This window comes from Nonomuraea sp. NPDC050202, from assembly GCF_040656115.1.
Classification (GTDB): Bacteria; Actinomycetota; Actinomycetes; order Streptosporangiales; family Streptosporangiaceae; genus Nonomuraea.
Window position 1 is genome coordinate 229,248 of record NZ_JBFALF010000012.1, and the last position, 20,425, is coordinate 249,672.

Here is a 20,425-nt window from a genome sequence, read left to right on the forward strand (position 1 = left end):
AAAAGGCCACAGGTCGCCAGATTCACGGGGCCGGAAGATTTGCCCGTACCGCCCAACCGACACCGATTATCACTGTTGTCGCAGCTCAGAGCCGTGATATCGCCCCTCAAAGCCTGGCAAAGACTCGTATTGTCCGCACAGGTCGATAGATGTCCGCTTTATGCAGAATGCCGTAGCGATCGCGGACACACCCCGGAAACAGGGCGTGTGCATCCGGAGAATTCACGTGCTCGCAGTTAGCATGACTCCGCGATATTCGCGATGTTCACGTCGCCGAGCGCTAACCAGACCTACGCCGACAAGTGCTTCGACGTGGCCGGCATCAGCGCGGAGGACCGGGCCCCGATCATCCAGTTCGGCTGCGACGAGGAGGTCCACCAGCGCTTCAGGATCCGCCACCTGCCCGACGGCTCGGTGGCGATCCAGACCTTCAACGGCAAGTGCCTCGACGTCCTGCACGGCAGTGCCGACGACGGCGCGCCGATCGTCCAGTTCCGCTGCCACCTCAACCCCAACCAGCGCTTCCAGCTCGCGCCGGCCAGCCGCGGCCGCGTGGAGATCCGCACCTTCGCCGGCAAGTGCCTGGACGTGCGCGAAGGCAGCCTGAACGACGGCGCGCCGATCATCCAGTTCCGCTGCCACGGCGGCGTGAACCAGCGCTTCCACCTCGCGTCCGAGCCGTGGTCCGGCATGTGAGCAACGCGCCGGCCCGCCGGCGGCTGCAGGCGCAGGACCCTGCGCCTGCAGCCGCGCTGGCCAGCGGGGACATCGTCATCCCCGTGCTTGACGAGGAGCGCGCGCTGCCCGGCTGCGTCCGGACGCTGGCCGCCTACCTCGACGCGTTCCCGCTGCCGTGGCGGATCACGATCGTGGACAACGGCAGCACCGACGGCACCTGGCGGGTCGCCACCGCGCTGGCCGCGGAGCTGGAGCAGGTGCACGCCCGGCGGCTGGGCATCCGCGGCCGGGGCGCGGCGCTGCGGGCGGCCTGGCAGGACAGCTCGGCCGACATCGTCGCCTACATGGACGTCGATCTGTCCACCGACCTCGACGCCCTGTTCCCGCTGGTCGCCTCGGTGGCCAGCCGCCATTCCGAGCTCGCCGTCGGCACCCGCCTGGCACCCGGCGCGCGCACGCGCCGCTCGCTGCGCCGCGAGGTGGTGTCGCGGGGCTACAACGCCCTGCTCAGGCACGGGTTCGGGGTCCGGTTCAGCGACGCGCAGTGCGGGTTCAAGGCCGCCAGGACGGACGTGGTCAGGCCGCTGCTGGGCAAGGTCGAGGACGACTCCTGGTTCTTCGACACCGAGTTGCTGCTGCTGGCCGAGCACAACGGGCTGCGGGTGCACGAGGTGCCGGTCGACTGGATCGAGGACACCGACTCGCGGGTACGCGTCGTCAGGACCGCCATCGACGACCTCAAGGGCCTGGCCAGGGTCGCCTGGTCGATCTCCAGGGGGCGGGCCCGGGTGGAGGTGGCGCGGCCGGAGCCGACGCCCACGCATCCTGACGCGGTGGTCGCCCGGCCCCGCGAGGCCACGTTCCTGTCGTTCGCCATGGTCAACGCGGTCTCCTGCGCGCTGTACGCGCTGGTCTACCTCAGCCTGCGCGAGATCTGGTCCCCCGCCGCCACGAACCTCGGCGCCGTCGCCCTGACCTTCCTGGTGAGCGGCGCGGTCCCGCGCCGGTGGACGGTCACCCGGCTCAGGCGCGCCGCCGTGCGCGTGCGCTCCGCGGCGCGCTTCTCCATGGTGTACGCCCTGACCACCGCCGCCGTGCTGGCGGTGCCGGCAGCCGCGGGACGGGCGGCGGAGGTGGGCGCGGTGCTCGCCGCGTATGACCCGCTCGCGCTGTCCCGCTGGATCGCCGGGAGCAGGAGGACCCGGCAACGGTCATGGACGCGCCGCCGCCGCAACGCGCACCGCCGGATGGCATGCCGCCGGATAGCCCGCCGCCACCGCTTCCGATCCCCCGTCTGACGCCGCCGGGCGGCCCGCGTACCCGCTAGCGCTGCCGGGCGGCCCGTGTATCCGCTGGCGCTGCCGGGTGTGCCACGCCCCGGCTTCTAGCGCTCCAGGCGTTGCCGGGCGTGCCGCTCCTCCCGCTGGGTCACCTCCAGCCGCTGACGGGCCTCGTCCAGCTTCTTGCGGGCCTTGGCCAGCTTCTTCTCCAGCCGCGCGACCTTCTCCGCCCGCTCGTCGTGCTCCGCGCGGGCGGCCTCCAGCTCCCCCAGCCACTCCTGGTGCGCCGCCTCCGCCTCCTGGCGTTCGCGAGCCTTCCTGGCCTCGGCCTCCTCACGGGCGCGCGCCTGCGCAGCCTCGTCCTCGGCCCGCTCCTCCGCGCTGCGCCTCCTCCGGGAGACCGGCGCGCGCGGGATGGGCGCGGGCGCGAACCCGCTGTACTGCAATGGCTTGGCCAGGCGCCCCTGGCGCACCTCCGCGGCCGCCCCGGCGTCCACCAGCGCGGCGTCGAGCGTCTGGTCCACCTCGGTGCCGGCCGCCGCCGACAGGCCGCCCCCCTGCCTGGCGAGCCGGCCCGCCTTGGCGGCGACCTCGCCCCTTCGCTGGGTCAGCTCCGCCAGCGCGCCGGCGTCCTGCTCCTGCCAGGCCGCCCGCAGCCGCTCCCCCACGTCGAGGAGCTCGGCCAGCTCGCCGGGATGTTCGCGGGCGAGCCGGTTCACCGCCCAGGCGGACACCGTCGGCTTGCGCAGCCGCGCGATCTCGCGCGAGAGCCGTACGTCGCCCGCGTCCTTGGCCGCACGGGCCTCGGCCGTGCGTGCGGCGGTGAACTCGGACGGCGGCAGCGCGTAGAGCCGGTCCGCCACCTCGTCAAGATCCACACAGGACAAATACCCCACATGCGCGGTTTCCTAGCGCATAGTGGAGGCAGCCCCAGCCGAACGGAGGCATCCGGTGTTCGAACGCTTCACCGACCGTGCGCGCAGGGTCGTCGTCCTCGCCCAGGAGGAGGCGCGGATGATGAGCCACAACTACATCGGCACGGAGCACATATTGCTCGGCCTCATCCACGAGGGTGAGGGACTTGCCGCGCTGGTGCTCGACAGCTGTGGCGTGGAGCTCGACCACGTGCGCGCCTTCGTCGAGCGCGAGGTGGGCCGCGACCCGGCCGCGCCCAGCGGCACGCGCCAGTCCGCCGCCAAGGCGTCGGCGGGGCACATCCCGTTCACGCCGCGTGCCAAGAAGGTCCTGGAGCTGTCGCTGCGCGAGGCGCTGCAACTGCGGCACAACTACATCGGCACCGAGCACATCCTGCTCGGGCTGATCAGGGAGGGCGAGGGCCTGGCCGCCCAGGCGCTGGTGGACGCGGGGGCGGACCTGCCCGACGTGCGCCAGCGCGTGCTGGACCGCGTGGGCCGCGGCTCCAAGGAGCGCCCGGCCGAGATGTTCTTCGCGGGCGGCTCCATGCTGAGCGAGCGGCTCACCCAGATCCAGGAGAGCCTCGACCGCATCGAGCGCCACCTGGGCATCAAGCGGGAGCAGCCGCCCGGCGGCAGGGCCGGCGCGGGCGACGACGAGGGCCAGGGCGAGGGCCGGGGCGAGGGTGAGGGCGAGGGCCGGGCCCTAGGCTGACACCATCGCGCCGACCGGCAGCCGTGCCTCGATCACGCCGGGGTCCTCGGTGTAGCCGAGCGTGGCGCCCAGCGAGAGCAGCAGCCGGCGCATGCGCGCGTTGTCGGCCAGCATGGTGGCCCTGACCTCGGCGTACCCGAGGTCGCGGGCCGCCCGTACGAGCATCCTGGCCATCTCCGTGCCCAGACCGCGCCCCTGCCAGCGGTCCTCGACCAGGAAGGCCATCTCGGCGGTGCCGGGGTCGTTGCTGAACATGAGGTTGGCCATGCCCACGACCTGCCCGTCGTGCCCGGCGACCAGCGAGTATCCCCTGTTCCTGTCGCAGAGTTTGTCGAACATGCGGGGCGGCAGCGCGGGCATGGAGGTGAAGTAGCGGAACCTGCGCGACTCCGGCGAGCACCTGTCGTGCAGGTCGCGCACGGCCTCGCGGTAGATCGAGGTGAGCGGCCGGACGGTGACCTCGACGCCGTCGGCGAGCTTGATCGCCCGCTCCGCGGTGCCGTTCCGCTCGGTGGCGGGCTGGGCGAGCCGGGCGAAGGAGGCCGCCCTGGCCGCCTCGGTCAGGGTGAACGGCAGCTCGGCGCGGCGCAGCCGGACCGCCCGGCGCGGCGCCACCGGCACGACGAGCTGCGTCGGGTCGGGAAGATCACTCACGGCCTCACCATAGACCCACCGCGCGTCGTCGGCGCGCAGCAGCTCGGCGAGCAGCTCGGGCAGCCGCCACGGCATCGTGCGCAGCCTGGAGGCCAGCAGCAGCGCCCTGGTGGGCTCGTCGGTCAGCTCGTGGGCGGTGGCCGGCACCACCCTGACGTTGCGGCCCCCGGCGGCTTCGAGCGCCTCGCGCACGGTCTCGGGGTGGGCGGGGATGTCGGCGACGAACTCGTCAACGGTTCCGTCGGTGTCGGACTGTACGCTCAGGCCGAGGATGTTGCCGCCCCTGTGGGCCAGGGCCGCCGCCAGGGAGGCCAGCCGGCCGGGTCGCTCGTCCACCGTGGTGCGGATGCGCAAGAATCCCATGCACCCGAGCATGCCCGGCGGCTGTTACACGGCCGCTAACGACGTGTTTCATTGCGTATTTCGTCGCAAGATGCGCCGACTTATCCCGATATAGGAGGATATGTCGCCATGAGCGTGCGTGTTCCTTTGTCGTCCGAGTACGTGAACGGCGACGTGTCCTTCTGGTACCGGTCCGCCGGCCTGCCCGTCCCCGGCCCCCGGCTCGACGGCGACCTCCAGGCCGACGTGGCCGTCGTCGGCGCCGGCTACACCGGCCTGTGGACCGCGTACTACCTCAAGCGCGCCCGCCCGTCCATGAACGTGGTGCTGCTGGAGCAGGAGTTCGCCGGGTTCGGCGCGTCGGGGCGCAACGGCGGCTGGCTGACCGGCGACCTGGCGGGCTCGCACGAGCGCTACGGCGCGGGGGCACGGCGGCTGCAGCGCGAGATGTACGCCTCGATCGACGAGGTCATCAGGGTCTGCGAGACGGAGTCCATCGACTGCGACCTGGTCAAGGGCGGCGTGCTGAACGTGGCCCGCACCCCCGCCCAGGCCGCCCGGCTGCGCCAGAGCGTGGCCTCGGCCCGCCCCTGGGGCATCGAGGAGGCCGATCTGCGCCTGGTCGACCCCGCTGACCACGTACGCGTCGCCGGAGCCCTGGAGGCCTCCTGGAGCCCCCACTGCGCGCGCATCCAGCCGGCCAAACTGGCGCAGGGGCTGGCCAGGGCCGTACGCGACCTCGGCGTGCCCATCTACGAGCGCACCCCGGTGACCGAGATCGCCCCGCACCGGGCCGTCACCCCGTACGGCACGGTGTCGGCGGGCCACGTGATCCGCGCGACCGAGGGCTTCACGGCCCGCCTGCCCCACCTGCGCCGGCAGTGGCTCCCGATGAACAGCTCCATGATCGTCACCGAGCCGCTGCCCGCGTCGTTCTGGGACGAGGTCGGCTGGCAGGGCGCCGAGCTGCTCGGCGACATGGCCCACTACTACATGTACGCCCAGCGCACCGCGGACGACCGCATCGCCTTCGGCGGGCGCGGCCGCCCCTACCTGTACGGCTCGCGCGTGGACGCCCGCGGCCACACCCACGAGTGGACGGTCGAGGCGCTGTGGCGGCTGCTGACCGACTTCTTCCCCGCCGCCCGTTCCTCCTCGATCGCGCACGCCTGGTCCGGCGTGCTGGGCGTGCCGCGCGACTGGTGCTCGACCGTGCACGTGGACCCGGCCACCGGCCTCGGCTGGGCCGGCGGCTACACCGGACACGGCGTGACCACCACCAATCTGGCCGGCCGCACGCTGCGCGACCTGATACTGGGCGAGGAGACGGAGCTGACGTCGCTGCCCTGGGTGGGCCGCCGGGTGCGCTCCTGGGAGCCGGAGCCGCTGCGGTGGCTGGGCGTGCACACGATGTACCGCCTGTACCGGGTGGCCGACCACCGGGAGCGGACGATGCCGCGCACCTCGGTGCTGGCCCGCTTCGCCGACCTGATCACGGGACACTAGAAGGGACACCCCCCATGGACATCCTCTTCCGAGGCGGCCGCGTCTTCACCCCGCAGGGCGTGGCGGCGCAGGCCGTTCTGGTGCGCGACGGCGTGATCGCCGCCGTGGGCCCGGAGAGAGAGCTGGCGCGGCACCCGCACGAGACGGTGGATCTGAACGGCGGTCTGCTGGCGCCGGGTTTCATCGACGCGCACATGCATCCGGTACAGGCCGGGCTCGAACGGGCAAAGTGCGATTTGTCAGAGGTATTCGGCCTTGACGCGTACGTGGAAAAGATCGCCGACTATGCCGCAAACAATCCTGATAAAGAATGGATCGACGGCGGCGGCTGGGACATGTCGGCATTCCCGGGCGGCCTTCCCCACCGCGACCAGCTCGACTTCCTCGACCGTCCCGTCTACCTGATCCAGCGCGACCACCACGCCGCCTGGGTCAACACCGCCGCCCTCGCCAGGGCCGGCATCACCCGCGACACCCCCGACCCGGCCGACGGCCGCATCGAGCGCGACGCCGCCGGCGAGCCCACCGGCGTCCTGCACGAGGGCGCCATGGACCTCGTCGGCCTGCTCACCCCGCGCCCGACCGCCCAGGACCTTCACGACGCGCTGGCGGACGCGCAGCGGCACCTGTTCTCGCTGGGCATCACGGGCTGGCAGGACGCCATCGTGGGCTCGTACGCGGGCTCCGACGACCAGCTTCCCACCTACCTGGCGGCGGCCCGCTCCGGGCAGCTGCGGGCCCGCGTGGTGGGCGCGCTGTGGTGGGACCGCACGCGGGGCGCCGAGCAGATCGAGGACCTGGTGGCGCGCCGGGCCTCCGCCGAGGGGCTCGACCGGTTCAGCGCCACCTCGGTCAAGATCATGCAGGACGGCATCACGGAGAACTTCACGGCCGCGACGCTGGAGCCGTACTGCCTGTGCGGGGGCACGGGCCTGTCGTACGTGGACCCGGGCAAGCTCAGGGAGTACGTCGCCGAGCTGGACCGGCACGGCTTCCAGGTGCACTTCCACGCCATCGGCGAGCGCGCGGTGCGCGAGGCGCTCGACAGCCTGGCGGGCACCGACCCGGCCAACCGGCACCACATCGCCCACCTGCAGATCATCGAGCCCTCCGACGTGCCGCGCTTCGCCGCGCTCGGCGTCACGGCCAACCTGCAGCCGCTGTGGGCCACCCACCACGCCCAGATGGACGAGCTGACGCTGCCCTACCTCGGCGAGCCGCGCTCGTCGTGGCAGTACCCGTTCGCGGACCTGCTGGCGCACGGCACCCGGTTCTGCGCGGGCAGCGACTGGCCGGTCTCGAACGCCGACCCGCTGCAGGGAATGCACGTGGCCGTCAACCGCACCGAGCCGGGCAGCTCGGTGCACGCCGACTACCCGACCGCGCAGACCCCGTTCCTGCCCGGCCAGCGCATCGACCTGGCCACGGCGATGACCGCGTACACGGCGGGGTCGGCCTGGATCAACCGCTCGCCCGCCGGCGTCATCGAGCCGGGCCGCCCGGCCGACCTGGTGGTGCTCGACCGCGACCCGTTCGAGCTCCCGCCGGGCGACATCTGGACCACGCAGGTCCGGATGACGTTCGTGGACGGCGAACCGGTCCACGAACGACCCTGAACACGGCGAAGGGCCCCGGGAACGACTCCCGGGGCCCTTCGTCCACGCCTGTACTACCAGGGGGACTTGTTGTTGCGCAGGCGCTCCAGTGCCTCCTCGAGGATCGCCTTGCCGTCCTTGTCGCTCCTGCGCTCCTTCACGTAAGCCAGGTGCGTCTTGTACGGCTCGTTCTTCGGCGGGGCAGGCGGCGCAGACTCGTCCTGTCCGGCAGGAAGGCCGCAACGGGGGCAGTCCCACGTCTCGGGGACCGCCGCGTCGCTGGCGAAACTGGGGCGCGTCTCGTGCATGTTGGCACACCAGAACGAGACCCGCACTCTCGGAGCCGCCTCGCCGCGCTCGGCCTCCCCCATCGGGCCGGCGCCGACTCGGCTGCCACGGATCGCGTTGCCACTACCCACGGATGAACTCCTCGCTCGATCGCCCCGCGTACAGACACGGGGGGAGAATCACTGTCACGCGTTAACTTTGTTGCTCAGGGCCTCATGAGCAGGCCGAGAGCGATGATGCAGACGAACCAGATCGTGCCCGTGATCACGGTCAGCCGGTCGAGGTTGCGCTCCACCACCGAGGAACCACCGAAGTTCGACGAGAAACCGCCGCCGAACATGTCAGACAGGCCACCACCCTTGCCCTTGTGGAGCAGGACGAGCAGGATCATGAGAAGGCTCGCCAGGATGAGGGCGATAGAGATTCCGAGTTCCACGGTATGCCTGTTCCTTCAATGCTCTGTTACGCGTGACGATTCAGACTTGCCTCTTGAGGGTACGACCTGATGTCAAGTCGCACCCCCAGAACGGCTCAGTTAGCCCGGCATATCGGAGAATCGGCAGATCTTCGCGAACTCGTCGGCGTCGATGCTGGCACCGCCCACGAGAGCGCCATCGACATCCGCCTGAGCCATGATCCCCTTGATATTGCCTGACTTGACCGAGCCTCCGTAAAGGATACGGATCCCAGAGGCCACTTCGGCGTCGTAGAGCTCAGCGAGTCTCATTCGCAACGCTCCGCACGCCTCCTGGGCGTCCTCCGGGGTGGCCACCTCGCCGGTGCCGATCGCCCACACCGGCTCGTAGGCCACCACTATCGATTTTGCCTGCTCGGCGCTGATTTTGCGCAGCGCCCCGTCGAGTTGGGCAAGACAGTACGCGATGTGGCCGCCCTCTTGACGCACCGTCAGCGGCTCCCCCACGCACAGGATGGGAGTCACCGAATGCCGGTAGGCGGCCTGCACCTTGGCGTTGACCAGGTCCTCGTCCTCGCCGTGGTACTGGCGGCGCTCGGAGTGCCCGATCGTCACGTACGTGCAGCCCAGCTTGGCCAGCATGGCGCCCGACACCTCGCCGGTGTAGGCGCCCGCGTCGTACTGGGACAGGTCCTGGGCGCCGTAGACGATCCTGAGCTTGTCACCGTCGACCAGGGTCTGGACGCTGCGCAGGTCGGTGAACGGCGGCAGGACGGCGACCTCGGCCTTGTCGAAGTCCTTGTCGTTGAGCGCGAAGGCCAGCTTCTGGACCAGCTTGATGGCCTCGAAGTGGTTGAGGTTCATCTTCCAGTTGCCGGCGATGAGCGGCTTGCGCTGAGTCAACTAGTCCTCCAGAGCCGCGAGTCCGGGAAGGGTCTTGCCCTCAAGGTATTCGAGGCTGGCCCCGCCACCGGTGGAGATGTGCGAGAAGCCGTCCTCGGGCAGGCCCAGCTTGCGCACGGCCGCCGCCGAGTCGCCGCCGCCCACCACGGTGAAGGCGCCGGAGTCGATCAGTGCCTGGGCAACCGCCCTGGTGCCGCCGGAGAACGCGTCGAACTCGAACACGCCCATCGGCCCGTTCCAGAACACCGTCCTGGCGTCGGCCAGCTTCGAGGCGAACAGCTCGCGCGTCCTCGGCCCGATGTCCAGCCCCTCCCGGTCGGCCGGGATGGCCGTGGCCTCGACCACGTCGTGGTCGGCGTCGGCGGCGAAGGTGACCGCCGCGAGCACGTCCACGGGCAGTACGAGCTCCACGCCGCGCTGCTCGGCCTTGTCGAGGAAGCCGCGCACCTCGTCGAGCTGGTCCTCCTGCAGCAGCGAGTTGCCGACCTCGTGGCCCTGGGCCTTGAGGAAGGTGTACGCCATGCCGCCGCCGATCAGCAGCCGGTCGACCTTGGTCAGCAGGTTGGCGATGACGCCGAGCTTGTCGGAGACCTTGGCGCCGCCCAGCACGACCACGTAGGGCCGCTCGGTGTCCTCGGTCAGCCTCCGCAGCACCTCGACCTCGGCCACGACGAGCCCGCCCGCCGCGTGCGGCAGCAGCCTGGGCACGTCGTACACGCTGGCGTGCTTGCGGTGCACCGCGCCGAAGCCGTCGCCGACGTACAGCTCGGCCAGCCCGGCCAGCTTCGCGGCGAACTCGCCCCGCACAGCGTCGTCCTTGGACTCCTCGCCCGGCTCGTAGCGGAGGTTCTCCAGCAGGGCCACCTGGCCGTCCTGGAGGGCCTCGACCGTGCTCCTGGCGCTGTCGCCGACCACGTCGGTGGCGAAGGCCACGTCCTGGCCGAGCAGCTCGCCCAGGCGCGCCGCCACGGGCCTGAGCGAGTACTTCGGGTCGGCCTTGCCCTTGGGCCTGCCCAGGTGGGCGCAGACGACGACCTGGGCGCCGCGCTCCACCAGGGTCTTGATGGTCGGCACCGACGCGCGGATACGGCCGTCGTCGGTGATCGTCTCCCCGTCGAGGGGGACGTTGAGGTCGGCGCGCACGAGCACGCGCCGCCCCTTCACGTCGAGATCGTCGAGCGTGCGCATGCTCATGCTCCCGTTCAGCCGTGCGCTCAGAGGCCGCGGCCCACGAGCTCGATCAGGTCGGCGAGACGGTTGGAGTAGCCCCACTCGTTGTCGTACCAGCCGACGACCTTGACCTGGTTGCCGATGACCTTGGTGAGCCCGGCGTCGAAGATGCAGGACGCGGGGTCGGTCACGATGTCGGAGGAGACGATCTCGTCCTCGGTGTAGGTGAGGATGCCCTTGAGCGGGCCTTCGGCGGCCGCCTTGAACGCGGCGTTGACCTCTTCGACGGTGACCTCGCGGCCGACCTCGACGGTGAGGTCGGTGGCCGAGCCGGTGGGGATCGGCACGCGCATGGCGAAGCCGTCGAGCTTGCCCTTGAGCTCGGGCAGAACCAGGCCGATGGCCTTGGCGGCGCCGGTGGAGGTGGGCACCACGTTGAGCGCGGCGGCGCGGGCGCGGCGCAGGTCCTTGTGCGGGCCGTCCTGCAGGTTCTGGTCCTGCGTGTAGGCGTGGATGGTGGTCATCAGACCCTTCTCGATAGTGAAGGTGTCGTGAAGGACCTTGGCCAGCGGCGCCAGGCAGTTGGTGGTGCAGGACGCGTTGGAGACGATGGTGTGCTGGGAGGCGTCGTAGGTGCCCTCGTTGACGCCCATGACGACGGTGACGTCCTCGTTCTTCGCCGGGGCGGAGATGATGACCTTCTTGGCGCCGTTGTCGGCGTGCACCTTGGCCTTGCTGGCGTCGGTGAACAGACCGGTGGACTCCAGCACGACGTCGACGCCGAGCTCGCCCCAGGGCAGCTTGCCCGGGTCGCGCTCCGCGAAGACCTTGATCGCCTTGCCGTCGACGGTGATCTCGTCGCTCGACGCCTTCACCTCGTAGGGCAGGCGGCCCAGAATGCTGTCGTACTTCAGCAGGTGCGCGAGCGTCGCGGTATCGGTCAGGTCGTTGACCGCGACGATCTCGATGTCCTTGCCGCTGGCGGCGACAGCGCGCCAGAAGTTGCGACCGATGCGGCCGAAGCCGTTGACGCCTACGCGGATGCTCACGGGAACCGATCTCCTCGAACAGATGGCGGGCTGAAACCTCAATCACGAACCTTATCGGACCCAAATTGGTTTAGACCACTGCAGGTCCCGAGGTGTGAATCACCGTTCTGGCGACACGTTTTGCGAGGTTCGAGTAAAGTGCCCGACTCGTCGGAGTAAATTCGTGCATTCTCTGGGGGCTGAGATGTCACATAAGCGGTCCGGCCTACTCTGGGGGCTCCTCGCGGGCCTGCTCGCCGCACTCGTCTGCGCGGCCGGCCTGGGGGCGGCCATCCTGTTCCAGCAGCGCCTGCCGGGCGCCGTCATGTCGTTCGGCGGCGGGCTGCCCGTCTCGCTCGCGCTGTCCCTGCTGATCGCCGTCGTGGTGGCGCTCGCCATCGGCGCCGCCCGCCCGCGCAGCCTCCTCCTGCTCCCCATCGCCGCGCTGTACGCGGGCGGCGCGGTGGCGGCCGGCCAGGTCACGGGCAAGGCCGTCATGGACGGCGCCGCCCTGCGCACGCCGGACCGCTCCCCGGCCGGCATGGGGGACGTCACCCTGGAGAACCTCAACGCGGGCCTGGGGGGCGCGCTGTCGCTGTACCGGGGCACGCTGACGGAGACGGGGGCGGCCTGGCTGTGCATCGCCGTGGCGGCCCTGGCCGCCTTCGCCCTGGTCGCCCTCCGCGTCACCCGCGTCCGCCGGGCACAGCGCGCCGAAGAGGCCGCGGCGCAGGCGGAGCAGGAGCCGGAGTACCGGGCCCCGTTCGAGCCCGCCCAGCAGCCCACCCCCAAGCCGGCGGCGGACCTCTTCACCCCCCGCAACCCGGCCAGGGACTGACATCCCACCGCACACCGTCCAAGGCCGGCCACCCCAACGACCTGGCGCCGCACCACGCCAAGCGCGCACCGGCAGAGTGTGCGAGATCACCCCACCGATCGCCGCCACACGGCGCGGAGCACGCCTCCCCTACGTGCCCGCTGCGCTTACGGCCGGCGATCCGGCCCATCGCCGCACGGTGACCGGGTCACCACGCCCACGGCCCACTGTGCGCGCGTCACGGCGGCCCGCCACCTCCACCGCAGGAGCGTCTCCCTGGACAGGGCCCAGCCACGTACGTCGGGTGGGCCCTCCCGGGCCTGCCGTAACAGAAAAAAGATCACCCAGTTACGGGGCGAGCATGTCCACGGTGAGGTTCGCCTCGGTGTTCGGGATGCCGAGATCCGACGCCCGCTTGTCGGCCATCGCCAGCAGCCGCCGGATGCGCCCCGCGATGGCGTCCTTGGTCAGCGGCGGGTCGGCGATCTGCCCCAGTTCCTCCAGCGACGCCTGCTTGTGCTCCACCCGCAGCCGCCCCGCCACCACCAAGTGGTCGGGCGCCTCGTCGCCCAGGATCTCCAGCGCCCGCTGCACCCGCGCGCCCGCCGCCACCGCGGCCCGCGCCGAGCGCCGCAGGTTGGCGTCGTCGAAGTTGGCCAGCCGGTTGGCGGTGGCGCGCACCTCGCGGCGCATCCGCCGCTCCTCCCAGGCCAGCACGCTGTCGTGCGCCCCGAGCCGGGTGAGCAGCGCGCTGATCGCGTCGCCGTCGCGCACCACGACCCGGTCCACGCCGCGCACCTCGCGCGCCTTGGCGTGGATCTTCAGCCGCCGCGCCGAGCCCACCAGCGCCAGCGCCGCCTCCGGCCCCGGGCAGGTGACCTCCAGCGACATGGACCGCCCCGGCTCCGTCAGCGAGCCGTGCGCCAGGAAGGCGCCGCGCCAGGCCGCCTCCGCGTCGCAGGCGGCCCCCGCCACCACCTGGCGGGGCAGGCCGCGCACCGGGCGGCCGTGGTTGTCGATCAGGCCCGTCTGCCGGGCCAGCGCCTCACCGTCGCGGTAGACGCGCACCACGTAGCGGGAGCCCTTGCGCAGCCCGGCGGGCGCGAGCACGAGCACCTCCGCCTTGTGGCCGAACACCTCCCCGATGTCCTTGATCAGCCGCCGTGCGGTGGCGTTGGTGTCGAGCTCCGCCTCGATCACGATGCGCCCGCCCACCAGGTGCAGGCCGCTGGCGAACCGCAGCAACGTCGAGACCTCCGCCTTCCGGCAGCACGGCTTGAGCACCGGCAGGCGGCTCAGCTCGTCTTTCACCACACCTGTCATCGCCATGCGTTAGTCCTCTCCCCCATTCAGACCGGCTCCTCCGAGTCTCTCGCACCTTCGCGCCACGCCGACCAGGATCAACGCTTCGAGAGGAAAATCTCGTCCAGGACGGAGGCAAGACGTCGTGGGTCATGCCTCGGCGAGCCGTCCGTGGCCGCGACGTCGGCCATGACGAGCCGCGCGCCGAGCGCGGCGGCGGCCTTCTCCAAGGCGTCGGGGTCGTCCACCACCCCGGTGTCGGCGAGCACGACGTCGATCGACAGATCGGGGGCGTGCTGTCTGAGCACCTCCAGATGCTGCTGGGGGGAGAAGTCGTCGGTCTCGCCCGGCTGCGGGGCGAGGTTGAGCGTGACGAGCCGCCTGGCCCTGGTCGCGTGCAGCGCCCTGGCCAGCTCGGGAACCTTCAGATGCGGCAGCACGCTGGTGAACCACGATCCGGGCCCGAACACGACCCAGTCGGCCTCCTGCACCGCCGCAACCGCCTCGGGCCGCGCCGGCGGGTCTTCGGGCACCAGGGAGATGGCCTGCACCCGGCCGGGGGTCAGGGCGCACGCCACCTGCCCGCGGATGGTCGAGATGACGCCGTCGAGCTCCACCTCGGCCACGATGTCGAGCGGCACCGAGGCCATCGGCAGCACGCGGCCGTGCGCGCCCAGCAGCCGCCCGACCCAGTCGAGCCCGGCCACGGGGTCTCCGAGCAGCTCCCACAGCGCGACGATGAGCAGGTTGCCGACGGCGTGGCCGTGCAGGTCGCCCTCGCTGCGGAAGCGGTGCTGGACGACCTCGCTCCACGTGCTGCCCCACTCGTCGTCGCCGCAGAGCGCGGCCAGCGCCATGCGCAGGTCGCCGGGCGGCAGCACGCCGAGCTCCCGGCGCAGGCGCCCGCTGGACCCGCCGTCGTCGGCGACGGTGACCACGGCGGTCAACCGGTCGGTGACCATCCGTAATGCCGAAAGGGACGCGTACAGCCCGTGCCCGCCACCGAGCGCCACGACGGACGGCCCGAACCCGGCATACCTCGTCCCGCCGGCCGCCCGCCCGTCCGCCGCACGAACCTCGCCGCCGCCGCCCGCGTCCCCGGACGCGGGCGCGGGCGCGTTTCCCGGCGCGCCCACGTTTCCCGGCGCACCCGCGTCCCCGGCCGCACCCGCGTTCCCGGATGCGCCCACGTCCCCGGACGCGTCCGTGTTCGCGGGCGCGCGCCCTTCCTCGCCGCGTGCCACCGAACCCGGCGCATGTTCCGAACGACCCTCTACCGGACGCGGCAGAGCAGCTTCGAAGCCTTCATCGGTCACTCCCGCCCCACATCCCGGTGGCTCACCTGGACCTCCATCCCGCGGTCGCGCAGCCGGGCGGCCACCTGCTCGGCCATGGCCACGCTGCGGTGCTTGCCGCCCGTGCAGCCGACCGCGAGCGTCGCGTAGCTCTTGCCCTCGCGCGTGTATCCGGCCGCGACCACCTGCAGGACCTCTTCGTAGGCGTCGAGGAACTCCTTGGCCCCCGGCTGCCCGAGCACGTAGTCGCTGACCGCGGGGTCAAGCCCGTTCATCGGCCGCAGCTCGGGCACCCAGTGCGGGTTGGGCAGGAACCGGCAGTCGACCACGAGATCGGCGTCGACCGGCAGGCCGTACTTGAACCCGAACGACACGACGTTGAGCCGCAGCCCCGGCCGGTCCTCCCCGCCGAAGTAGGCGACGATCTTGTTGCGGAGGTCGTGCACGTTGTGCGTGGAGGTGTCGATCACCAGGTCGGCGTTGGCGCGCACCTCGCGCAGGATCCCCCGCTCCCGGGTGATGCCGTCGACCAGCCGCCCCTCGCCCTGGAGGGGGTGGGGCCTGCGCACGTTCTCGAACCTGCGCACCAGCTCCTCGTCGCTGGCCTCCAGGAACACCACGCGCACGCGGACGCCGCGCCCTTCGAGCTCCTCGATGGCCGCGTTGAGATCGGTGGTGAACGCCAGACTGCGCACGTCGACCACGGCCGCGACCTTGTCGGCGGCCAGCTTGACCTTGCCGGCCTCCTCGGCCATCGCGAACAGCAGCCCGGGCGGCAGGTTGTCGATGACGAACCAGCCCAGGTCCTCGAGGGCCTTGGCCGCGGTGCTGCGCCCGGCCCCGGACATGCCGGTGACGATGACGAACGCGGGCTCGGTGCTCATCGCCCCACCTCATGTTCGGTGCGGACGACACCCTGGCATCCTGGCGAGATCAAGGTGACTCTCCCTTCAGCGTCGACACGATGACCTCGGCGATGGACGGGCCGATGCCGGGAACCTCGCAGATTTCGGCGGCAGTGGCCTCGCGTAGCTTCTTCACGGAGCCGAAGTGCTTGAGCAGCGCCTGCCTGCGCGCCGGCCCGAGGCCGGGCACGCCGTCGAGCGCGCTCTCCTTCACCGTCTTGGACCTCTTGGAACGATGGTAGGTGATGGCGAACCTATGTGCTTCGTCTCTCACCCGTTGCAGCAGGTAGAGACCCTCACTTGAACGAGGCATGATCACCGGCTGGTCGTCGCCGGGCAGCCACACCTCCTCCAGCCGCTTGGCCAGCCCGCACACCGACACCTCGTCGATGCCGAGCTCGTCGAGCGCCCGCTGCGCCGCGGCCGCCTGCGGGCCGGCGCCGTCGACCACGACGAGGTTGGGCGGGTAGGCGAACTTGCGCGGCCTGCCCGTCTCGGGGTCGATGGGCCCGTGACCGTCGTCGTCATCGGCGGCCAGCTCGCCCGTGGCGGAGCGTTCCTCCAGGTAGCGGCGGAACCGCCGCATGATCACCTCGTGGATCGAGGCGACGTCGCCCTCCTTGGTCTTGACGGCGAAGCGGCGGTACTCGCTCTTGCGCGCCAGGCCGTCCTCGAAGACCACCATGGACGCCACGACGTTCTCGCCCTGCAGGTGGGAGACGTCGTAGCACTCGATGCGCAGCGGCGCCTGGTCGAGGCCGAGCGCGTCGGCGATCTCCTGCAACGCCTTGCTGCGGGTGGTCAGGTCGCCGGCGCGGCGGATCTTGTGCTGGGCGAGCGACTCCTTGGCGTTGCGCTCGACGGTCTCCATCAGCGAGCGCTTGTCGCCGCGCTGCGGCACCCGCACCTCGACGCGGGCGCGGCGCTGCTCGCTCAGCAGCTCGGCGACCGCCTCGTTGTCAGGCGGCAGGGCGGGCACGAGCACCTCGCGGGGCATCGAGTCGGGGCCGGCCTCGGCGTACATCTGCAGCAGGAACTGCTCGACGAGCTCGCCGGGCGAGGTCTCCTCGACCTTGTCGACCACCCAGCCGCGCTGGCCGCGGATGCGGCCGGCGCGGACGTAGAAGACCTGGACGGCGGCTTCGAGCGGGTCTTCGGCCAGCGCGATCACGTCGGCGTCGGTGCCCTCGCCGAGCACCACGGCCTGCTTCTCCAGCGCCCGCTGCAACGCCTGGATGTCGTCGCGCAGCCGGGCCGCCCGCTCGTACTCCTGCTCGGCGGCGGCCTCGCGCATCTCCTTCTCCAGCCGCTTGATGAAGCGGCCGGTGTTGCCCGCCATGAAGTCGCAGAAGTCCTCGGCCAGCGCGCGGTGCTCGTCGGGGGTGACCCGGCCGACGCAGGGCGCCGAGCACTTGTCGATGTAGCCGAGCAGGCAGGGGCGGCCGATCTGCCCGGCCCGCTTGAACACCCCGCTGCTGCACGTGCGCACCGGGAAGACCCGCAGCAGCAGGTCGACGGTCTCGCGGATGGCCCAGGCGTGGGAGTAGGGCCCGAAGTAGCGGGTGCCCTTGCGCTTGGCGCCGCGCATGACCTGCACGCGCGGGAAGTCCTCGCCCATGGTGACCGCGAGGTAGGGGTAGGACTTGTCGTCGCGGTACTTGACGTTGAAGCGGGGGTCGAACTCCTTGATCCAGGAGTATTCGAGCTGCAGCGCCTCCACCTCGGTGCCGACGACCGTCCAGTCGACGTCGGCGGCCGTGGTCAGCATCGTCTGGGTGCGCGGGTGCAGGGCGGAGAAGTCGGCGAAGTAGGAGTTGAGCCGCTGGCGCAGGCTCTTGGCCTTGCCGACGTAGATCACCCGGCCGTGCGCGTCCCTGAACCGATAGACCCCGGGGGATTCGGGGATGGAGCCCGGCCTGGGCCGGAAACTCAAGGTGCTACCCGCTGATCTCGCCACGCATTCAGCCTAGTAGCCCGCACCGACAAGGTTGCCCGCCGTACTCTTCGCGCACGTACGGCGCACGTACGGCGCACGCACGGCGGGCGCACCCCGGCTAGGCCAGCATGATCTGGTCGTTCTCCACCTTGATCTGCTGGGCGGCCAGCGGCTGCTCGGCCGGTCCGGCCGTGACGGAGCCGTCGGTGATGGCGAACTTGCTGTTGTGGCAAGGGCACACGATCGCGTCGCCCTCGACGCTGCCGACCGGGCAGCCCTTGTGCGTGCAGAGCGCGCTGAACGCCTTGAACTCACCGGCCGTCGGCTGGGTCACCACGACCTTCTGCTCCTTGAAGATCGTGCCTCCGCCCACGGGGATGTCGGCGGTCTTGGCCAGCGCGCCGCCTGCCTGCGGTGCGCTGGACGCTGAGGTGCTCGCGCCGGCCTGTGGCGCGCTCGATTCCGCGGCGGTTCCCGCCGTCGTGGCGCTGTCGGTGCCGCCGCTGCACGCGGTGATCGCAAGCGCCAGGCCACCCGCGCCGACGCTTGCGAACACCGCCCTGCGGCTCTGAAGGTCATCTGCCATGCAGCTCACCCAAGCGAACCAAGGTGAGAAATTCATGAGACCTTTCTCAGGCGAGTCTGATCTTCTCGCCGTCCACCTCGATCTGCTTCTCCTCAAGCGGCTCGGTCGCGGGACCGTTCGCCACGGAGCCGTCCGTGATGCTGAACGCGCTGCCGTGGCAGGGGCAGTTGATGGTGTCGGCGACTTCGTCGACCGTGCAGCCCTGATGGGTGCAGACCGCGCTGAACGCCTTGAACTCCCCCGCCGTGGGCTGCGTCACCACGATCTTCTGGTTCTTGAAGACCTTCCCGCCGCCCTCGGGGATGTCACCGGTGTTCGCCAGCGCCTTGGGCTTGGCCTCGCTCTTCTTCTTGGGCGCCTCGGACGACGGCTCCTCCGCAGGCGGCTCGACCTCCGCTTCCGTGGTCGGCGAGCCGTAGCTCGCGCAGGCCGTCAGAACGGCCGCGAGCCCAGCGCTCCCGGCACCGAGCATCACCGTCCGGCGCGTCGTTTCCGTCATGGTGCGTCCTCCCAGATTGGCTCTCACTCCCAGGTACGGCCAGCGCCCTGGCGCCGGTTCAGCGTGCCCGACGCCAATCCGGTTGGACTACGCACATTTACCTGTTCAGGCCACCACGATCCCGTCGCCTTCGACCTTCACCTGGAACGACGCGAGCGGCGCGGTCGCGGGGCCCTTGGTGGCCTGCCCGGTGTCGGCGGCGAACTCGCTGCCGTGGCAGGCGCACCTGATCACGTTGTCCTTGGGGGTGGAGACCTTGCAGCCCTTGTGCGTGCACGACGAGCTGAACGCCTTGAAGACGCCCTGCGTGGGCTGCGTCACCACGACCTTCAGGTCATCGATCAGCTTGCCGCCGCCCACGGGCACCTCGGCCGTCTTCGCCAGGACCTTGCCCTTGAGGTTCGGCTTGGCCTGCGCGCCCCCGGCCCCGCACGCCGTCAGCGCCAGCCCGCATGCGGCGACGCCGGTCGCGCCCAGCATGTCCCGACGTCCCAGCCCGGTTTCCGACATGGCTCCGCCCCCGATCGTGTGATTCATTCGTGCTCGCACCTCGTGTCGCTTTTGCCCCCCGTAGGTGCGGCCGTTACCAGGGTATTGACGCGACCCTTTGGTCCGGTCAGCGGGTGGTAGGCCGACGGTCAGCGGCGGGCCGCAGCCTGCGGTCATGACTCTCCCAGCCGAACGCCCGCCTGCCTCTCCCGTCTCCCCGCCCGGCCGTCCCCGCTGGTGGCGACGGCCGTGGGTGGCGCCGCTGATGGTGGTGGCGGCCGCGTTCCTGGCGTTCTCGCTGCCGCCGTACCTGTCGCTGGACCCCGGCCGGTCGCGCGTGCCCGCTCCCGGCTTCTTCCCGCCGCACTTCGTGCTGCTCTCGATGCACGTGGTGTTCGGCTCGATCGCGATGGTCACGTGCTGCCTGCAGATCTGGCCGTGGTTCCGCGCGCGTCACCCGCGCGCGCACCGGCTGATCGGCCGCGTGTACGTGTTCGGCGGGTGCCTGCCGAGCGGGCTGCTGGGCCTGGTGGTGGGGCTGGCGACCCCGTTCGGGCCGGTCACGATGGCCAGCGACGTCATGCTGGCGCTGCTCTGGCTGGGCTGCACGCTGGCCGGGTGGCGGATGGCCAGGCGGCGCCGGTTCGTCGACCACCGCCGGTGGATGGTCCGCAGCTTCGCGCTGACCATGTCCATCATCACCAACCGGCTCTACAGCGTGCTGTTCGCGATCCTGCTGGAGCCGCAGCTCGAGACCACCTTCCACGGCGACGTGGCGCTGTTCACGAGCACCGTCGCCGCCCTGGCCGCCTGGCTCGGCTGGACACTGCCGCTCCTGGCCGCCGAGTGGTGGCTCGAACGCACCTCCCCCGCCAGGCGCCGCCACCGCGCCACCGCCGGCGACCCGGCAGGCAGCATCCGCCACACCTCGCCGGACCTGACCGGCAGCACCACCGCACCCGCCGCTGACCTGACCTGACCTGACCGGCAGCACCCGCCGCACCTCGCCGGTGACCGGCCGGCGAGCATCACCGAGGTACGCCCGCCCGTCCCTCCACGGACGGGCGGCGTACGACGTCTCAGCGGCGCGTGTCAGCGGCGTCCATGC

20 protein-coding genes and 1 pseudogene are annotated in these 20,425 nt (G+C 71.2%); 7 read left to right on the forward strand and 14 right to left on the reverse strand.

Going from position 1 to position 20,425, the window contains the following annotated elements; translation table 11 throughout:
- Positions 1-261: 261 nt before the first annotated feature.
- On the forward strand, positions 262-696 hold the full coding sequence (locus AB0I79_RS29910; protein ID WP_357879631.1) for an RICIN domain-containing protein: 435 nt from the start codon (positions 262-264) through the stop codon (positions 694-696).
- The gene (locus AB0I79_RS29915) at positions 693-1,976 is read left to right on the forward strand and encodes a glycosyltransferase (protein WP_357879634.1); all 1,284 of its coding nucleotides are present in this window, start codon (positions 693-695) and stop codon (positions 1,974-1,976) included. Before AB0I79_RS29910 ends, AB0I79_RS29915 begins: the two co-directional genes overlap by 4 nt.
- 86 nt (positions 1,977-2,062) lie before the next feature.
- Here the strand turns inward: AB0I79_RS29915 and AB0I79_RS29920 are convergent, their stop codons facing one another.
- Entirely contained in the window at positions 2,063-2,836 is a 774-nt protein-coding gene (locus AB0I79_RS29920) for a hypothetical protein (RefSeq protein ID WP_357879637.1), read from the reverse strand.
- Positions 2,837-2,909: 73 nt separating this feature from the next.
- On the opposite strand from AB0I79_RS29920, the pseudogene AB0I79_RS29925 reads away from it, so the two are divergent.
- A pseudogene (locus tag AB0I79_RS29925) lies at positions 2,910-3,359 on the forward strand (Clp protease N-terminal domain-containing protein); the annotation flags it as partial.
- Positions 3,360-3,578: 219 nt separating this feature from the next.
- Here the strand turns inward: AB0I79_RS29925 and AB0I79_RS29930 are convergent.
- A complete protein-coding gene (locus AB0I79_RS29930; protein WP_357879640.1) occupies positions 3,579-4,604 on the reverse strand; it encodes a GNAT family N-acetyltransferase in 1,026 nt (341 codons plus the stop codon).
- Positions 4,605-4,712: 108 nt separating this feature from the next.
- Here AB0I79_RS29930 and AB0I79_RS29935 point away from each other — a divergent pair, with 108 nt between their 5' ends.
- Positions 4,713-6,089, forward strand: coding sequence for an FAD-dependent oxidoreductase (locus AB0I79_RS29935; protein ID WP_357879644.1), 1,377 nt, complete (start codon positions 4,713-4,715; stop codon positions 6,087-6,089).
- Between the two features lie 14 nt (positions 6,090-6,103).
- On the forward strand, positions 6,104-7,705 hold the full coding sequence (locus tag AB0I79_RS29940) for an amidohydrolase (protein WP_357879647.1): 1,602 nt from the start codon (positions 6,104-6,106) through the stop codon (positions 7,703-7,705).
- A gap of 53 nt (positions 7,706-7,758) precedes the next feature.
- Here the strand turns inward: AB0I79_RS29940 and AB0I79_RS29945 are convergent, their stop codons facing one another.
- The 5 genes from AB0I79_RS29945 to gap all read right to left on the reverse strand — a co-directional run bounded on the left by AB0I79_RS29945 (position 7,759) and on the right by gap (position 11,509).
- On the reverse strand, positions 7,759-8,103 hold the full coding sequence (locus tag AB0I79_RS29945; protein WP_185103360.1) for an RNA polymerase-binding protein RbpA: 345 nt from the start codon (positions 8,101-8,103) through the stop codon (positions 7,759-7,761).
- Positions 8,104-8,177: 74 nt separating this feature from the next.
- Positions 8,178-8,408: a preprotein translocase subunit SecG gene (gene secG, locus AB0I79_RS29950; protein ID WP_185103359.1), complete on the reverse strand. Its 231-nt coding sequence runs from the start codon at positions 8,406-8,408 to the stop codon at positions 8,178-8,180.
- A 99-nt stretch (positions 8,409-8,507) separates the two neighbouring features.
- Complete coding sequence (gene tpiA / locus AB0I79_RS29955) at positions 8,508-9,290, reverse strand: triose-phosphate isomerase (protein ID WP_357879650.1); 783 nt, start codon at positions 9,288-9,290, stop codon at positions 8,508-8,510.
- Positions 9,291-10,478: a phosphoglycerate kinase gene (locus AB0I79_RS29960; RefSeq protein WP_357879652.1), complete on the reverse strand. Its 1,188-nt coding sequence runs from the start codon at positions 10,476-10,478 to the stop codon at positions 9,291-9,293.
- A gap of 26 nt (positions 10,479-10,504) precedes the next feature.
- On the reverse strand, positions 10,505-11,509 hold the full coding sequence (gene gap / locus AB0I79_RS29965) for a type I glyceraldehyde-3-phosphate dehydrogenase (RefSeq protein WP_357879655.1): 1,005 nt from the start codon (positions 11,507-11,509) through the stop codon (positions 10,505-10,507).
- Positions 11,510-11,693: 184 nt separating this feature from the next.
- Here gap and AB0I79_RS29970 point away from each other — a divergent pair, with 184 nt between their 5' ends.
- The gene (locus tag AB0I79_RS29970; protein WP_357879657.1) at positions 11,694-12,326 is read left to right on the forward strand and encodes a hypothetical protein; all 633 of its coding nucleotides are present in this window, start codon (positions 11,694-11,696) and stop codon (positions 12,324-12,326) included.
- A gap of 327 nt (positions 12,327-12,653) precedes the next feature.
- Here the strand turns inward: AB0I79_RS29970 and whiA are convergent, their stop codons facing one another.
- The 7 genes from whiA to AB0I79_RS30005 all read right to left on the reverse strand — a co-directional run bounded on the left by whiA (position 12,654) and on the right by AB0I79_RS30005 (position 19,365).
- Complete coding sequence (gene whiA / locus AB0I79_RS29975; protein WP_138670245.1) at positions 12,654-13,634, reverse strand: DNA-binding protein WhiA; 981 nt, start codon at positions 13,632-13,634, stop codon at positions 12,654-12,656.
- A gap of 71 nt (positions 13,635-13,705) precedes the next feature.
- Positions 13,706-14,620 carry a uridine diphosphate-N-acetylglucosamine-binding protein YvcK gene (yvcK, locus tag AB0I79_RS29980; protein ID WP_357879763.1) on the reverse strand — a complete coding sequence of 305 codons (915 nt, stop codon included), beginning with the start codon at positions 14,618-14,620 and terminating at the stop codon, positions 13,706-13,708.
- 299 nt (positions 14,621-14,919) lie between these two features.
- Positions 14,920-15,786, reverse strand: a complete 867-nt coding sequence (gene rapZ, locus AB0I79_RS29985) for an RNase adapter RapZ (protein WP_185103353.1) — start codon at positions 15,784-15,786, stop codon at positions 14,920-14,922.
- Positions 15,787-15,835: 49 nt separating this feature from the next.
- Complete coding sequence (gene uvrC, locus AB0I79_RS29990; RefSeq protein ID WP_357879660.1) at positions 15,836-17,764, reverse strand: excinuclease ABC subunit UvrC; 1,929 nt, start codon at positions 17,762-17,764, stop codon at positions 15,836-15,838.
- Between the two features lie 97 nt (positions 17,765-17,861).
- On the reverse strand, positions 17,862-18,329 hold the full coding sequence (locus AB0I79_RS29995; protein WP_357879664.1) for a Rieske (2Fe-2S) protein: 468 nt from the start codon (positions 18,327-18,329) through the stop codon (positions 17,862-17,864).
- A gap of 46 nt (positions 18,330-18,375) precedes the next feature.
- On the reverse strand, positions 18,376-18,828 hold the full coding sequence (locus AB0I79_RS30000; protein ID WP_357879667.1) for a Rieske (2Fe-2S) protein: 453 nt from the start codon (positions 18,826-18,828) through the stop codon (positions 18,376-18,378).
- A 105-nt stretch (positions 18,829-18,933) separates the two neighbouring features.
- Positions 18,934-19,365 (reverse strand): Rieske (2Fe-2S) protein, encoded by a 432-nt coding sequence (locus tag AB0I79_RS30005; RefSeq protein ID WP_357879670.1) that lies wholly within the window; start codon positions 19,363-19,365, stop codon positions 18,934-18,936.
- Positions 19,366-19,492: 127 nt separating this feature from the next.
- Between AB0I79_RS30005 and AB0I79_RS30010 the strand changes: the two genes are divergently transcribed.
- On the forward strand, positions 19,493-20,296 hold the full coding sequence (locus tag AB0I79_RS30010) for a DUF2306 domain-containing protein (RefSeq protein WP_357879673.1): 804 nt from the start codon (positions 19,493-19,495) through the stop codon (positions 20,294-20,296).
- Positions 20,297-20,425 lie beyond the last annotated feature (129 nt).